General features: G+C 64.5%; 14 protein-coding genes. 9 read left to right on the top strand and 5 right to left on the bottom strand.

Features of this window, described 5'->3' with window-relative positions; translation table 11 throughout:
- Positions 1 to 34: 34 nt before the first annotated feature.
- The 3 genes from MU516_RS02770 to MU516_RS02760 all read left to right on the top strand — a co-directional run bounded on the left by MU516_RS02770 (position 35) and on the right by MU516_RS02760 (position 2400).
- Positions 35 to 976, top strand: coding sequence for a ring-cleaving dioxygenase (locus MU516_RS02770; protein ID WP_260275656.1), 942 nt, complete (start codon positions 35 to 37; stop codon positions 974 to 976).
- 47 nt (positions 977 to 1023) lie between these two features.
- Entirely contained in the window at positions 1024 to 1566 is a 543-nt protein-coding gene (locus tag MU516_RS02765) for an NADPH-dependent FMN reductase (RefSeq protein WP_260275655.1), read from the top strand.
- 72 nt (positions 1567 to 1638) lie between these two features.
- A complete protein-coding gene (locus MU516_RS02760; protein ID WP_260275654.1) occupies positions 1639 to 2400 on the top strand; it encodes a VOC family protein in 762 nt (253 codons plus the stop codon).
- A gap of 60 nt (positions 2401 to 2460) precedes the next feature.
- Here the strand turns inward: MU516_RS02760 and MU516_RS02755 are convergent, their stop codons facing one another.
- Both MU516_RS02755 and MU516_RS02750 read right to left on the bottom strand, forming a co-directional pair.
- Positions 2461 to 2790, bottom strand: a complete 330-nt coding sequence (locus tag MU516_RS02755) for a GNAT family N-acetyltransferase (RefSeq protein WP_260275653.1) — start codon at positions 2788 to 2790, stop codon at positions 2461 to 2463.
- Positions 2783 to 4309: a VOC family protein gene (locus MU516_RS02750; protein WP_260275652.1), complete on the bottom strand. Its 1527-nt coding sequence runs from the start codon at positions 4307 to 4309 to the stop codon at positions 2783 to 2785. The genes MU516_RS02755 and MU516_RS02750 overlap by 8 nt, the downstream gene beginning before the upstream one ends.
- A 151-nt stretch (positions 4310 to 4460) precedes the next feature.
- On the opposite strand from MU516_RS02750, the gene MU516_RS02745 reads away from it, so the two are divergent.
- From MU516_RS02745 to MU516_RS02720, 6 genes are all read left to right on the top strand, one after another.
- Positions 4461 to 5396 carry a pirin family protein gene (locus MU516_RS02745; protein ID WP_260275651.1) on the top strand — a complete coding sequence of 312 codons (936 nt, stop codon included), beginning with the start codon at positions 4461 to 4463 and terminating at the stop codon, positions 5394 to 5396.
- Between the two features lie 9 nt (positions 5397 to 5405).
- Positions 5406 to 5951, top strand: a complete 546-nt coding sequence (locus MU516_RS02740) for a DUF924 family protein (protein ID WP_260275650.1) — start codon at positions 5406 to 5408, stop codon at positions 5949 to 5951.
- Between the two features lie 229 nt (positions 5952 to 6180).
- A complete protein-coding gene (locus tag MU516_RS02735; RefSeq protein WP_260275649.1) occupies positions 6181 to 7680 on the top strand; it encodes a UbiA family prenyltransferase in 1500 nt (499 codons plus the stop codon).
- On the top strand, positions 7677 to 8912 hold the full coding sequence (locus MU516_RS02730; RefSeq protein WP_260275648.1) for an ArnT family glycosyltransferase: 1236 nt from the start codon (positions 7677 to 7679) through the stop codon (positions 8910 to 8912). Before MU516_RS02735 ends, MU516_RS02730 begins: the two co-directional genes overlap by 4 nt.
- Complete coding sequence (locus tag MU516_RS02725; RefSeq protein WP_260275647.1) at positions 8909 to 9277, top strand: hypothetical protein; 369 nt, start codon at positions 8909 to 8911, stop codon at positions 9275 to 9277. Before MU516_RS02730 ends, MU516_RS02725 begins: the two co-directional genes overlap by 4 nt.
- A 24-nt stretch (positions 9278 to 9301) precedes the next feature.
- Positions 9302 to 10339 carry a histone deacetylase family protein gene (locus MU516_RS02720; RefSeq protein WP_311319089.1) on the top strand — a complete coding sequence of 346 codons (1038 nt, stop codon included), beginning with the start codon at positions 9302 to 9304 and terminating at the stop codon, positions 10337 to 10339.
- A 52-nt stretch (positions 10340 to 10391) separates the two neighbouring features.
- On the opposite strand, the gene MU516_RS02715 is transcribed toward MU516_RS02720, so the two are convergent.
- Genes MU516_RS02715 through MU516_RS02705 form a run of 3 tightly spaced genes read right to left on the bottom strand, consistent with a single transcriptional unit; the run spans position 10392 to position 13609 of the window.
- Complete coding sequence (locus MU516_RS02715) at positions 10392 to 10991, bottom strand: Isoquinoline 1-oxidoreductase subunit (protein ID WP_260275646.1); 600 nt, start codon at positions 10989 to 10991, stop codon at positions 10392 to 10394.
- Between the two features lie 11 nt (positions 10992 to 11002).
- Complete coding sequence (locus MU516_RS02710; protein WP_260275645.1) at positions 11003 to 13144, bottom strand: xanthine dehydrogenase family protein molybdopterin-binding subunit; 2142 nt, start codon at positions 13142 to 13144, stop codon at positions 11003 to 11005.
- Between the two features lie 3 nt (positions 13145 to 13147).
- Positions 13148 to 13609, bottom strand: coding sequence for a (2Fe-2S)-binding protein (locus MU516_RS02705; protein WP_260275644.1), 462 nt, complete (start codon positions 13607 to 13609; stop codon positions 13148 to 13150).
- Positions 13610 to 13651: the final 42 nt, after the last annotated feature.

The following is a 13651-nucleotide window of genomic DNA, read 5'->3' as shown; positions in this document are numbered from 1 at the left end:
TATTGACCCCAAGCAACCGCAAAGGAGCCGCATCATGCAGCTGACTGGCATTCATCATCTGACGGCGATTACGGCCGATGCGCCGGGAAACAACCGGTTCTATACCGAAACGCTTGGCCTGCGCCGGGTGAAGAAGACCGTGAACCAGGACGACACGTCGGCCTATCACCTCTTCTTCGCCGATGGCGCCGGAACGCCCGGCACCGACATCACCTTCTTTGACTGGCCGGTGGGCCGCGAATCCCGCGGCACGCATTCGATCAGCCGCACCGGGTTGCGGGTCGCCGAAGACAGCCTTGACTACTGGGCCGGACGCCTGGCCGATCTGGGCTTGTCGACCGGCAATATTGTCACCTTGGATGGTCGCCCCAGCCTTGATGCCGAAGACCCCGAGGGCCAGCGCCTGCGCCTTGTCGCGGCACCACAGCCCGTGGGCGAGTCATGGGCGAAAAGTCCGGTCCCTGCGCAGCACCAGATCCGCGGGCTGGGGCCGATCACGATCTCGGTCCCCGACCTTGCCCCGACCGAGGCAGTGCTGACGCAGGTGATGAACATGCGCAGGATCCGCGACTATGCCAGCCCGGATGGCGAGGGCAGCGTGCATGTCTTCCAGATGGGTGACGGCGGCGCGGCAGCCGAACTGCATGTCGCGGTCCAGCCCGGACTGCCCGTCGCACAGCAGGGCGCAGGCGGCGTCCACCACGTCGCCTTCCGCGTGCCGGGCAAGCCCGAGCTGAGTGAATGGGCGACACGTCTGCAAGAGTTCCGCGTGCCGAACTCGGGCGAGGTCGAACGCTATTATTTCCGGTCGCTTTACTTCCGCGAACCGGCGGGCAATCTGTTCGAGATCGCCACCGACGATCCCGGTTTCGATGTGGACGAGCCGCGCGAAACGATGGGCGAAGGCCTGTCGCTGCCGCCCTTCCTTGAAGGCAAGCGCGCCCGGATCGAGGCCGGGCTGAAGCCGCTGGATTGACACGACCACCGGGCGGCACTGCGCCCGGCCACCCAAAGGAGAAGGGCATGACCACGATTCTCGGACTCAGCGGCAGCCTGCGCCGCGCCTCCTACAATTCCGGCCTGCTGCGTGCCGCGCGTGACGCCGCCCCCGAAGGCGTGCAGATCGTGATCGGCTCGATTGCCGAGGTGCCGCTATACGACGGCGATGCCGAGGCAGCATCGGGCACGCCGCCGGCGGTAAAGCGCCTGACCGATCAACTGGCCGATGCCGACGGCCTGCTGCTGGCGACGCCGGAATACAACAACGGCATTCCGGGCGTCTTCAAGAATGCCATTGACTGGATGTCGCGCGGCGAAGGGCTGAAGCTGTTCAAGGGCAAGCCGGTCGCGGTGATGGGTGCCTCGCCGGGTAATTTCGGCACGACCCTGGCCCAGACCCACTGGCTGCAGGTGCTGAGAACCTTGAACACGCTGCCGTGGCACGAAGGACGGCTGATGGTTTCGCGCGCGGGCGATCTGTTCGATCAGGGCGGCAACCTGACCGACGACAAGACCCGTCAGCGGCTTGCCGATTTCATCGGCGGTTTTGCCGCGACATTGCGGTGACACCACAGGCTGTTGCGGCAATCGGCCGATAGCCGGTTTCCCGGCCGTGCAATCCCTTCACGAGAGGACGAAATGACCCAGACGATGATCGATCATGTAGCCCTGACCGTGCGTGATCTGCGGGGCATGGCGCGGTTCTATGAAACCGCGTTGGGTATGCGTTCGCACGGGGGTGATGGCGAAACCTGCCGTCTTGGCGCGGGCGACCGGGTCCTGTTGGAGTTGCGCCGCGACAGCGCCGCGACGCCGCGTGATCCGCGTCAGCCGGGGCTGTTCCATACCGCCTTCCTGTTGCCGGGTCGCGCCGATCTGGGCCGCTGGCTGCGACATGCCGCGCAATCGGGTGTGCGCCTGACCGGCGCCAGCGATCACGGCGTCAGCGAGGCTGTCTATCTGGACGACCCCGAAGGCAACGGGATCGAAATCTATCGCGACCGGCTGCAGCAGGACTGGTCACGACAAGGCGACCGGATCGAGATGTTCACCATGCGGCTGGATCTGGATGATCTGGCCGCGGCAGCGTCAGGCGACTGGCAGGGAGCGCCGCAAGGCACCTCGGTGGGGCATGTCCATCTGCAGGTCGGCGATCTGGACCGGGCCGACGACTTCTTTCGCAGTGACCTGGGTCTTGCACGGACCTTCGATGCGCCGGGCGGCGCCTGGTATGGCTGGAACGGCTATCATCACCACCTGGCGGGCAATGTCTGGAACAGCCGGGGTGCGGGACCGCGCGATCCCAACATGGCCGGCCTGGCCGAGGTGATCATCAAGGATCACGCCTGCGCCGGAAACCTGCGCCAGGATCCTTGGGGAACGCGCTTCCGCTTCATCTGAAACGAGGGGATTCGAACAGCGGCAGCCCCGAGGTTGTCGCCCCGAAGCCGCCCTCGGTGATCAACCGCGCAGTTTCGGCTTTTCGCCAGGTGCGGTCGTGAACGCATCCGCCCAATCGGGATGCTTGGCGTATTGCGCCTGCACATAGGGGCAGATCGGGATGATCCGAAAACCTTTCTGGCGCGCGTCCTGAACCATGTGCCGCACCAGCGCGCCCGCCGCTCCGCTGCCGCGCAGCGGGTCCGGCGCGCCGGTGTGGTCGGCGCTGATCAGACCTTCGCCGCGAAGCGTGAAGGTCAGTTCGGCTTCGGAGTCGATCCCTGCGACACGGGCGACATATCGCCCGCTGCGGGGTCCGGTTTCTTCCTTGGTGACGGTGATCTCAGTCATTCCGTTCTCCTTCCATCCAGCTTTGCGCGACCGTCAGATCCGCCTCGGACAAGTCGTGCCCTGCCGCGACGGTGCGGGCATCAAGATCGGCACCCGACCCGCTCAGCCAGTCGTTCAGCGCCGGTGCATAGGCCCCATAAGGATCCCTTTCGCCCGACACGCTAAGTACATGCGTCCCGGCCAGATCGACCTGGGGCAGATCCGTCAGCACGGCCATGGGCCTCAGCAGGATCGCGCGTCGAATCAGGCCCGGTGACAGGCCCATCACCGCCGCGGCGAAGTTCGCTCCGTTGGAATAGCCCAGGACGGTGATCTGGTCGCGATCCAGTCCGTAGGCCGCGATTGCCCCGTCCCAGAAGGCCGCAAAGGCCGCCGCCTCGGACCGGATGTCATCCTGATCGAAGCTGGTCATCGAAGTGCGGCGGAAGAACCGCGCAACACCCTCCTCGATCGAACGCCCGCGCACCCCCAGCAGCGCAGCGCGGGGCGCGATGCGATGGGCAAGCGGCATCAGGTCGGCCTCGTTCCCGCCGGTGCCATGCAGCAGAACCAGCGTCGAACCGTCGGCATCGTCGGGCCGATGAATGCGATGTGTGAAGGGAAGCTGTCTCATCACGGTCCTTTCCTCGCCCGGACGGGCGAATTGCGGCAGCGAAACGCGCAGATCTTCCGCGCGGTCCGCAAAATGCGGCGGGATCATCAATATCCGACCAAGACGATCCTCGCTTTCGTCTGCGGTCATCCCCGGCGCATCGGTCGCCAGTTCGACCAGCGTGCCGGCAGGTTCACGCACGTAAAGCGAGGTGAAATACTTCCGGTCATGGACGTGCACCTCGCCCAGATTGCGCGTCTGCAGCGTGGCGCGATGCGCCTCGATCGCAGCGACATCAGGCATCCGCAGCGCAACATGATCGATGATCCCGGTGCCCGGAATGCCCGGAACGAAGCCCGAGACGTCGCGGATATCCAGCACGTCCCTGTCCGAGATCAGGCGCGTCACCCCCGCCTCGACCGGTCCGGTCTCATAGCCGAAGCGGGTAAGGAACGCGGCGGTCTGTTCGGGAAGTTCGGACCAGATCGTGACGGCATGCAGGTGGTGTGGCGCAGCCGGCCAGCCCGTATCGGCGATATCGGTGCCGACCAGCTTGACGATGATACCATCGGGATCCTTCAGTCTCAGAACCGGTTCATCGAACTCGCGGGTCGGGCCCTCGATACGCCGCCCGTGCTGCATGGCGCGGGTCAGCCAGTCGCCGATCCGGCCGCGCGGGATTGCCAGCGCGATCTCGGCCACCTGACCGTGCCCCACACGTCCCGGTGCCCCATCCTGCCAGACGAGGAAACTGACCAGCGTGCCGGGCGCACCCGTGGCGTTGCCATAGAACAGGTGCAGTTGATCCGCGTCCTCGAACCCTGCCGTCTGCTTGACAAGATGAAGGCCAAGAAAACCCATCCAGAAATCGACATTCGCCTGAACGTCGCGCGTGATCGCGGTGACATGATGCATTCCACTGGTCATGGGGCACCTCCTTTCCCGATCAAGATGGGTGACCGGCAGGCGCCCGGCCAGCACCTTGCCCACCAACCCGGCGTTCGTCAAAACAGAACGCATCGCCGCTTGGCTGTTCGACGAATTGGCACCATTCTCGTGTCAGACACAGGAGGAAAGCATGAGTTGGAATCCCGCCCTGACCCCCGGCTGCCCCGATGAGATCGGACCCGACGCCATCGAGACGCTGATCATCCCGCGCGCCCGCGACATCGGCGGATTCGAGGTGCGCCGCGCGCTGCCCGCCCCGAAGCGACAGATGGTCGGCCCGTTCATCTTTTTCGATCAGGCCGGCCCGGCCGAGTTCCTGACCGGCAAGGGGATTGATGTGCGACCGCATCCGCATATCGGGCTGGGCACCGTGACATATCTGTATCGCGGCGATTTCCACCATCGCGACAGTATCGGCAGTGATCAGATCATCAGGCCCGGCGCGCTGAACTGGATGGTGGCAGGCAAGGGTGTCACCCATTCCGAACGCACCTCGGACGCGGCCCGGCAGGGACCGAACGGTCTGTTTGGTATCCAGACCTGGATCGCCCTGCCCGAAAGCCACGAGGACGTCGCGCCCAGCTTCGAACATCACGGCAAGGACAGCTTGCCCGAAATCGCCGATCAGGGTGTCGCGGCGCGGCTGATCCTTGGCCGCGCCTATGGTGAGACCGCGCCCGCGAAGCTGTATTCGGACACGTTCTACCTGGATGTCATATTGCAATCGGGCGCACGCTTTCCGCTGCCGACCGATCACGAGGATCGCGGCATCTATATCACCGAAGGCAGCATCCGCATCGCCGGACAGGAATATCAGGCCGGGCAGATGATGGTGTTCCGGCCCGGCGATGCGATCACCGTCCAGGCTGGCGACGCGGGCGCGCGCATCATGGCGCTTGGCGGCGAGACGCTGAACGGGCCACGCTATATCTGGTGGAATTTCGTTGCCTCGTCGCGAGAGAAGATCGAAGAGGCAAAGCGGGAATGGCGCGAAGCTCGCTGGGGCGAGGGCCAGTTCGACCTGCCCCTGAACGATCGCGACGAATTCATTCCGCTGCCCGAGTAAGGAGAAGACATGTCCGTCAAGACACCGCAGGACGTCCGGGACTTCTGGTTTTCCGACCAGATGCAGCCTTTCTGGTTCAAGAAATCGGACGACATCGACCGCCAGATCATCCAGCTTTTCGGCGAAACCTACGAGTCCGCGCATGCCGGCCGTCTGAAACACTGGCTGGACGGGCCGGAAGACGCGCTGGCACTGGCGATCGTGCTGGACCAGTTTCCCCGTAACATGTTCCGCGGATCGGCCCGAAGCTTTGAAAGCAACGATCTGGCGCTGGCCGTGGCGCGTCAGGCGCTGGCCGATGGCCACGATCAGCAGCTTGATCCTACCCGCCGGCAGTTCCTGTATCTGCCCTTCATGCACAGCGAGGATCTGCAGGATCAGGAGCGATCGGTGCGGCTTTACGAGGCACTGGGGAACGAACATTCGCTGCATTTTGCGCGCGAACATCGCGACATCGTCGCCCGGTTCGGCCGTTTCCCGCATCGCAACGCCGTCCTGGGGCGCGAGAACACACCCGAGGAAGCCGAGTTCCTGAAGACCCATGACGGGTTCTAGCAAGGCCGCGCGAAGGCCCACATTTCCGCAAACCTGACTATAGAGACAGGCGATTCGGTAAACCTTTGCGTGCATTAAAGATTGCGACAAAACCGCCGCGAGGTTAGGTTTTGTCCGCGCGATCCGCGCTTTTGTATGTGTTCCGAGTAAACCGCCCGCCCTTCGCGACGGGCCCGAGAAAGTGACGTGTCGTGCTTTGTCTTTTCGTCCCGACCCGAGGCCGCCCGTGATGACGGCACATCCCGATCAAGCCGAACTTCTGGACGCGGGGGGCAACGCGGGCTTTGCGCCCGATGCCGTGCCGTTGATCGTCGATATGGACGGCACGCTGTGCCGGACGGACACGCTGCATGAAGGCGTTCTGGGCCTGATGGCGCAGAACCCGCTTCAGGCGCTGCGCCTGCCCGTGTGGCTGCGCGACGGAAAAGCGGGTTTCAAGCGTCATGTGGCTGACCGCCACCTGATCGATGCCGCCACATTGCCCTATGACGACGATGTGCTTGACCTGATCCAGATCGCCCGCAACGAAGGCCGCCCCGTCGCGCTGATCTCGGCCGCCGATCACCGGCAGGTCGAGGCGGTAGCGAATCATCTTGGCCTGTTCGACCTTGCCTTGGGAACCGGCAGCCCGATCGTCGAGGGCAATCTGCGAGGCGAGGCCAAGGCACGCTTCCTGGTCGAGAATTTCGGCGAGGCCGGTTTCGACTATGTCGGCGACAGCAAGACCGATCTGCCGGTCTGGGCGCTGGCGCGGCGTGCCTATGGCGTGCGCGCCGGGAACCCCCTGCGCAAGGCCGCCGGAACCCAGGGCACGGCGTTGGAGACGGTCGGCAATGGCGGCGGCTGGCCCGTCCGTGCGCTGATACGGGCCTGCCGGCCGCATCAATGGGCCAAGAACGTGCTGATCCTGCTGCCGGTACTGACCGCGCAGGAACTTGGCCATCTGCCCGCCGCGCTGCTGGCGATGCTGTGCTTTTCGCTTGCGGCATCGGCGATCTACATCATCAACGATCTGGTCGATCTGCCGTCAGACCGCGCGCATCCGCGCAAGCGCCTGCGGCCATTCGCCTCGGGGGCCGCGAACGCGCAGCAGGGTCTGGTCGTCGCCGCCTGCCTGCTGGTCGTGTCGGTGCTGGCGGCGGCGGTCCTGCTGCCTGCCGCCTTCCTTGGCGTTCTTGTGACCTATTTGGTCGCGACGTCGCTCTATTCATTCTGGCTCAAGCGCAAGATGGTCGCGGATGTGCTGGGCCTTGCCGCGCTTTACACGCTGCGGATCGTGGCCGGCGCGGCTGCAACCGGGATCGTGCTGTCGCCATGGCTGCTGGTCTTTTCGATGTTCCTGTTCTTCTCGCTGGCCACGATCAAGCGCCAGGCCGAGCTTGAGGACATGGCCAAACGTGGAACCGAAACCACGGCGGGCCGCAACATGCTGATCGGGGATCTGCCGATCCTTCAGGCCATGTCCATCGGCGCCGCGCAGATGGCCGTTCTGGTCTTCGCCCTGTATTCTCAGGATGCCGAGGTGCAGACCCATTTCGGCACCCCCGACCTGCTGCTGCTTGTCTGTCCGGTGCTGTTCTTCTGGCTGGGTCGCATGCAGTTGCTGACCCGTCGGGGTTTCATGACCGACGATCCGATCGTCTTCACCATCCGCGACAAGGTCAGCCTGGCCAGCGGCGTGGTGATGCTGCTGATCTTCGCCCTTGCAGCACGCGGGGGAACACCATGACGACCGCCCGTGCATTCTGGATCATCCTTGCCATCGGCATGGGCCTTCGGGTGCTGTGGGCCATTGCGGTGCCGGTGATGCCTGTATCCGATAGCTGGGCCTACCACCAGTTTGCCCGCAACATCGTCGATCATGGCGTTTACGGCTGGACCGCGACCGAGCCGACTGCGTACTGGGCGGTCGGCACCTCGGCTGCGATCGCCTTCACCTACTTGTTCACCGACAGCTACTGGGGGGTTGTGGCGCTGAACCTGCTGGCCGGGTTACTGACGATCACGCTGACCCATCAGCTTGCGACACGCTGGTTCGGCACCGCCGTCGGAATCGCGGCCATGGCGATCGTCGCGCTGTGGCCCAACCTGATCGTCTTCACCACCGTCCTGTCCAGCGAGCTGTTCTTCATTGCTCTGACCTTGGCGGGGCTGTTCTTCTGGCAGCGGCCTGCGGGCCATCCGATGGCCAACCTGATCCTTGCCGGGCTGATCTGGGGCGTCGCGGGCTATGTCCGACCGGTGATCCTGCTGGTGCCCGTGGCGCTGGCTCTGGTCGATCTGGCGCAGGGACCGCGCCGCTTTGCGATCACTGCGCTGGAGGCCGGGATCACCGTCCTGCTGATCCTGCTGGTGGCGCTGCCCTGGACGATCCGCAATGACCGTGTGCTTGGCGCACCGGTCATGGTTTCGACCAATTTCGGACCGAACCTGTGGATGGGCAACAATCCGGACAGCCATGGCGGATACATGCCCCTGCCGCCCGAAGTCGAGACCATGTCCGAGATCCAGCGTGCAGACCATCTGAAGGAAAAGGCCAAGGACTTCATCCGTGAAAATCCTGCCGACGCCCTGAAGCTGATGGCGGTCAAGCTGGTCAAGCTGAACAGCCGCGAGACGATCGGCGTGGTCTGGAACGGCGACGCCCTGGAACCCCGGATCGGCGGCAGCGGGATGACCCTGCTGAAGCTGATCGCGACCGGCTATTGGTATCTGGTCTTCCTTGGCGGCTTCGCGGGCATCGCCGTGCTGGTCCGGCAATTCGGCTGGTTGGCCGGGTTCTTCAACCCGCCGGTGGCGTTGTGGGGCTATTTCACCTCGCTGCATGCCGTCGTGGTGGCCGAGGACCGGTATCACATGCCCAGTTCCGCGTTCATCGCGATGATGGCCGCAGTTGCGCTGATCGCGCTGGTCCGCAAACGTGCGCTGCGCACGATATCGACAAAGGCAAGCTTCGCATGATGAACCATTGGCTTCTGATCGTCATCGCCGCGGGGTCGAACGTGGCGCTGAATCTGTGCCTCAAGAAGGGCGGGCAATCGCTGGAGACCGGCAGCCTGTGGCGACTGGTGCTGTCGATCCTGTCGTCGGGCTGGATGTGGCTGGCGGTGATCAGCGCCGTCGCGCTGCTGACCGCCTTCGTCGCGGCGATCCGGATCTATTCGCTGAGCCTGACCTACACCGCGGTCACGGCGCTTGCGATGGTGACGCTGACCGTGGTCGGCGCGCTGTTCCAGCAAGAGGTCATCAACCTGACCCGCGTCGCGGGCCTCAGCCTGATCATCGCGGGTCTGGTTGTCACCGCGATGGCGGGCAATGTAGGCTAGGCCGATCCGCATTCCGGAGACGCCATGCCCGACCTGCCCTGCTTCTACGCACCCGAAACCCAGGCGCATGATCCGCGCTTCTGGATGCTGCGCGGCGTCCCAAGTCCGAACAAGGAACTGCCCGAACGCGCCGCGCGGCTGTTGACGGGGTTGGCGCGGCTGAATCTGACGGTCGCGACGCCGCCGGAATCCGACCGGGCGGCGATGCGGGCCATTCATACCGAACGGTATCTGTCCTTTCTGGAAACCTGCTGGGACGAATGGCAGGAATTTCCCGGCGCCGGCCCCGAAGTGGTGGCGAACCTGCATCCGCAGAAAGCCTCTCAATCCTATCCGGATGGCATCGTGGGTCGCGCCGGCTGGCATCTTGCCGACACCGCCTGCCCGGTCGGCCCGCACAGCTGGACCGCGGCGCTGCGCGGTGTGGACACAGCACTGGCGGCAACGGCATCGGTGCTGGATGGTGCGCCCGCAGCCTATGCGCTGTGCCGGCCCCCCGGCCATCACGCCGACGCGGACGGCGCGGCGGGGCATTGTTTCCTGAACAATTCCGCCATCGCGGCGCAAGCCCTGCGCGACCGCCACGACCGGGTGGCGATGCTGGATATCGATGTGCATCACGGCAATGGCACGCAAGAGATATTCTATGATCGGAATGACGTGCTGACGGTGTCGGTCCACGCTGCGCCCGAAAACTTCTATCCGTTCTTTCTCGGCTATGCCCGCGAAACGGGGCGCGACGCGGGCAAGGGCTACAACCTCAACCTGCCTCTGGCGATGGGATCGGACGATGAGGCATGGTTGTCTGCCATCGAGGCCGCACTTGGCCGCGTCCGGGACTTCGCCCCCGGCGCGCTGGTGCTTGCGCTGGGGCTGGATGCGCACGAAAACGACCCATTGCGGGGATTGGCCGTGACCACCCCTTGCTTTGCCAAGGCAGCACGGATGATCGCGGATCTGGGCCTGCCGACCGTCATGGTTCAGGAAGGCGGCTATCTTTCCGACGACCTGACCCTCAACATCGAATCATTCCTGGGCGGTTGGCTGAACCGCCGACCCTAAAGAAAGCGCCCCGCGGTGATCGCGGGGCGCCTGTTCGCTTTCGGTTTTACCCCTAACCGGGACAGGCCGCGCCAGTGTCGATCCATGCCCGCGTCAGCTGGCCGAAAAGCTGCTGGGATCCGGGGGCGGGCGTCCTGCCCTCGCCAGGATCCCAGCCCCAGCCGACCAGACCATCATTGGCCATGTGATCGTGGATCTCGTCCATCGTCCGGTCGCCGTTGCGTTCGGGATCCTTCAGTTGCGCGCAGATCTCGCCCAGGCTCATGTCGGTCCATGCCATCTCGACCGGGGCCAGGGACCAAGGCTCGTGACCGGGAACGCTTTCGATTCCGCCAACGCCGACGGTTTCATAGTTTTCCGGCCCATGACATGTGTTGCAGGTCATGCCCGGCGCCCCGAAATCCGCAGCCCCCCGCACGACCGGCGGCATATGCGGATGCATATCATCGCCCTGCGTCGGACTGTCGCCCTTTGGGTGGCAATTGAGGCAGCGGGGATGGGTCAGAACCTTGCCCATCTCTTCGAAGATGGCGGCCGACCGTTCGGACGGGTCCGCGATGCTTTCAAATTCGGACGGGGCGCGCAGGTCCTGCGCCGCAGCGGGGAAGGCCAGCACAACCGAAAGCGCGACGGGCATCATCAGGCGTGTCATCATGTGCCTCCTCATGCGACGGGAACGATGGGCAGACGGCGCAGCGCCTTTCCGGTCATGCGACGCCAGGCATTGGCGACCGCAGGGCCGATGGGCGGCGTGCCGGGTTCGCCGACGCCTGTCGGCGGCTCGGCGGACTGCACGATCTCGACCTCGACCGCGGGCATCTGCGGGATCCGCATGATCGGATAGCTGTCCCAGTTCTGCTGGCGGATGGTGCCGCCCTGATCCAGCGTGATCTCGCTGAACAGCACGGCAGAGAGTCCATAGCCGATCCCCCCCTCCATCTGCGCGCGCACGATATTGGGATTGACGGCCAGCCCGCAATCGACCGCGCACCAGACACGGCGGACATGCGGAATGCCGCCACGATCCTCGACTTCGGCAATCTGCGCCACATAGCTGTCGAAGGATTTGACCACTGCGACGCCATATCCGAAATCGCCCGACATGTCGGCCATCTGGGCCACGCGCTGCAGAACCCCCTTCTCGCGCGGATGATCGTCGCCCAGCAAGGCCAGCCGCCCCTCGATCGGGTCGCGTCCGGCCTTCTCCAGCAGTTCATCTACGAAGCATTCGACGGCGAACCCTGTGTGGCTGTGCCCGACCGACCGCCACCACAGCGTCGTTACCGGCGACTCCATCTGTGCCCAACGAAGACGATGATTGGCGGTCGTGTATCGCAGTTCGGATGCGCCCTCGAAAGCGCTGAAATCGGGCCCGCCCTGCAGCATCCCCTCGAACGGGGTGCCGATGAAGATCGGCTGCGCTGCAATCCCGTGATCCCAAGCCGTGATATTGCCATCCGCATCCAGCGCCGCGCGGATGTTGTGCACCGTCAGCGGGCGATAATATCCCCCCTGGATGTCATCCTCGCGCGTCCAGAGCAACTTGACCGCGCCGGGGCCATGCGCCTTGGCAACCTCGCCCAGTTCGGCGGCGAAATGCGCGTCAGGCTGTGCGCGACGGCCGAAACTGCCGCCCGCCAGCATGGTATTCAGCCGAACGTTCTGAATGCCAAGGGTGCTGGCCAGCGTCCCGACATCGCCGGTCTGCATCTGACTACCCATCCAGACGTCAGCCTCACGATCGCCCAGACGGATCACGCCATCCAGCGGCTCCATCGGGGTATGGGCGAGGTAGGGAAAGACATAGGTCGCCTCGACCATCTCGGCGCCACTCAGCGCCTGATCGACATCGCCTGTGGCCTCGACCTCCCAATCGCGCGCCGCATGTCCGGTGGCCCGCGCAGCCGCGGTCCATTGGTCGATCATCTGGTCGGTGCTGCGCGTTTCGGCGGAACTGTCGTCCCAGTCGATCTCCAGCGCCGCACGACCTTTCAGCGCAGCAAAGGTGTTGTCGGCATAGACCGCGACCCCTTGCGGGATCTGGGCAACCTTCTGTACGCCCGCCACCTGCAACGCGGCGGAATCGTCCACCGAGGCGACGGTCGCGCCGAATTTCGGAGGATGGGCAACGACCGCAGTCAGCATCCCGTCCAGATACACATCCAGCGAGAATTCGGCCTGACCGTCGGTCTTGGCCTTTGTGTCCACCTTGGGCAGGTCGGTACCGATCAGCCGGAACTGGTCGGGCGACTTGACCTGCGGATCATCGGGGGCGGTCTGGCTGGCAGCGGCCTCGGCAAGTTCACCGAAGCTGGCAGACTGATCTCCAGCTTTCAGAACACCTTTCTCGATGGTGATCTGATCGGCAGGCACGCCGAATTTCTCGGCGGCCGCCGCGACCAACATCGCGCGGGCGGCGGCACCTGCCTTGCGCATTTGCATGAAGCTGTTCGCCATCGAGCTTGAACCGCCGGTGCCCTGCATCCCGAAAGCCATATTCGCGTATTTCTCGGCATCGGCGGGGGCGGCCGCGGCACGCATCTGGCCCCAGTCCGCGTCCAGCTCTTCGGCCACAAGGGTCGTCAGGCCGGTATATGGGCCTTGGCCAAATTCGATATGCTTGATCAGAACCGTGACGGTGTTGTCAGGCGCGACGCGGATGAAAGCGTTCGGCGCCCAATCTCCGTCAAGCGCAGGCAGTTCGTTGAAATAGCCGGGTCGCGCCTCGGCACGCGCAAGCTGCGGCAACGCGACCGCGACGATCAACCCGGTCAGGAAACCGCGGCGAGAGGTGTGGATATTCATCGCCTAGCCCTCCAGCGTCTTGGCAGCATCATGGATGGCCTGCCGTATACGGACATAGGTCGCGCAGCGGCAGATATTGCCGGCCATCGCGTTGTCGATGTCCTCATCGGTCGGCGCACCGTTCTGCTGCAGCAGCGCAGTCGCCGACATGACCTGCCCTGACTGGCAATAACCGCATTGCGGCACGTCGATGGCGGTCCAGGCGGCCTGCACGGCCTCGGCCTCGGGACCGGACAATCCCTCGATCGTGGTCACATCGGACCCCTCGACCATCGAAATCGGGGTGACGCAGGACCGCCGCGTCATGCCGTTCAGATACACGGTACACGCGCCGCATTGGGCGATCCCGCAACCGAACTTGGTGCCGGTCAGGCGCAACTCGTCCCGAAGCACCCACAGCAAGGGGGTATCAGGATCGACATCCACGCTTCGATCCTGTCCGTTCACGGTAAAGCTGATTGTCATCGCTGGCCTCTCCTTCTGGCTGGCTGAGACGAGCCTAACAGA

Source organism: Paracoccus maritimus, from assembly GCF_025195095.1.
Lineage (GTDB): Bacteria > Pseudomonadota > Alphaproteobacteria > Rhodobacterales > Rhodobacteraceae > Paracoccus > Paracoccus maritimus.
The sequence above is the reverse complement of the archived record's forward strand: the minus strand, read 5'-3'. Positions and strand labels throughout refer to the sequence as shown.

Bases quoted from the DNA above. Each gene is read 5' to 3' on its own strand.
- MU516_RS02740 (WP_260275650.1), top strand. From the start codon at position 5,406: ATGTCCGTCAAGACACCGCAGGACGTCCGGGACTTCTGGTTTTCCGAC.
- MU516_RS02770 (WP_260275656.1), top strand. From the start codon at position 35: ATGCAGCTGACTGGCATTCATCATCTGACGGCGATTACGGCCGATGCG.
- MU516_RS02720 (WP_311319089.1), top strand. From the start codon at position 9,302: ATGCCCGACCTGCCCTGCTTCTACGCACCCGAAACCCAGGCGCATGAT.
- MU516_RS02730 (WP_260275648.1), top strand. From the start codon at position 7,677: ATGACGACCGCCCGTGCATTCTGGATCATCCTTGCCATCGGCATGGGC.
- MU516_RS02710 (WP_260275645.1), bottom strand. From the start codon at position 13,144: ATGAATATCCACACCTCTCGCCGCGGTTTCCTGACCGGGTTGATCGTC.
- MU516_RS02755 (WP_260275653.1), bottom strand. From the start codon at position 2,790: ATGACTGAGATCACCGTCACCAAGGAAGAAACCGGACCCCGCAGCGGG.
- MU516_RS02750 (WP_260275652.1), bottom strand. From the start codon at position 4,309: ATGACCAGTGGAATGCATCATGTCACCGCGATCACGCGCGACGTTCAG.
- MU516_RS02745 (WP_260275651.1), top strand. From the start codon at position 4,461: ATGAGTTGGAATCCCGCCCTGACCCCCGGCTGCCCCGATGAGATCGGA.
- MU516_RS02705 (WP_260275644.1), bottom strand. From the start codon at position 13,609: ATGACAATCAGCTTTACCGTGAACGGACAGGATCGAAGCGTGGATGTC.
- MU516_RS02760 (WP_260275654.1), top strand. From the start codon at position 1,639: ATGACCCAGACGATGATCGATCATGTAGCCCTGACCGTGCGTGATCTG.
- MU516_RS02735 (WP_260275649.1), top strand. From the start codon at position 6,181: ATGACGGCACATCCCGATCAAGCCGAACTTCTGGACGCGGGGGGCAAC.
- MU516_RS02725 (WP_260275647.1), top strand. From the start codon at position 8,909: ATGATGAACCATTGGCTTCTGATCGTCATCGCCGCGGGGTCGAACGTG.
- MU516_RS02765 (WP_260275655.1), top strand. From the start codon at position 1,024: ATGACCACGATTCTCGGACTCAGCGGCAGCCTGCGCCGCGCCTCCTAC.
- MU516_RS02715 (WP_260275646.1), bottom strand. From the start codon at position 10,991: ATGACACGCCTGATGATGCCCGTCGCGCTTTCGGTTGTGCTGGCCTTC.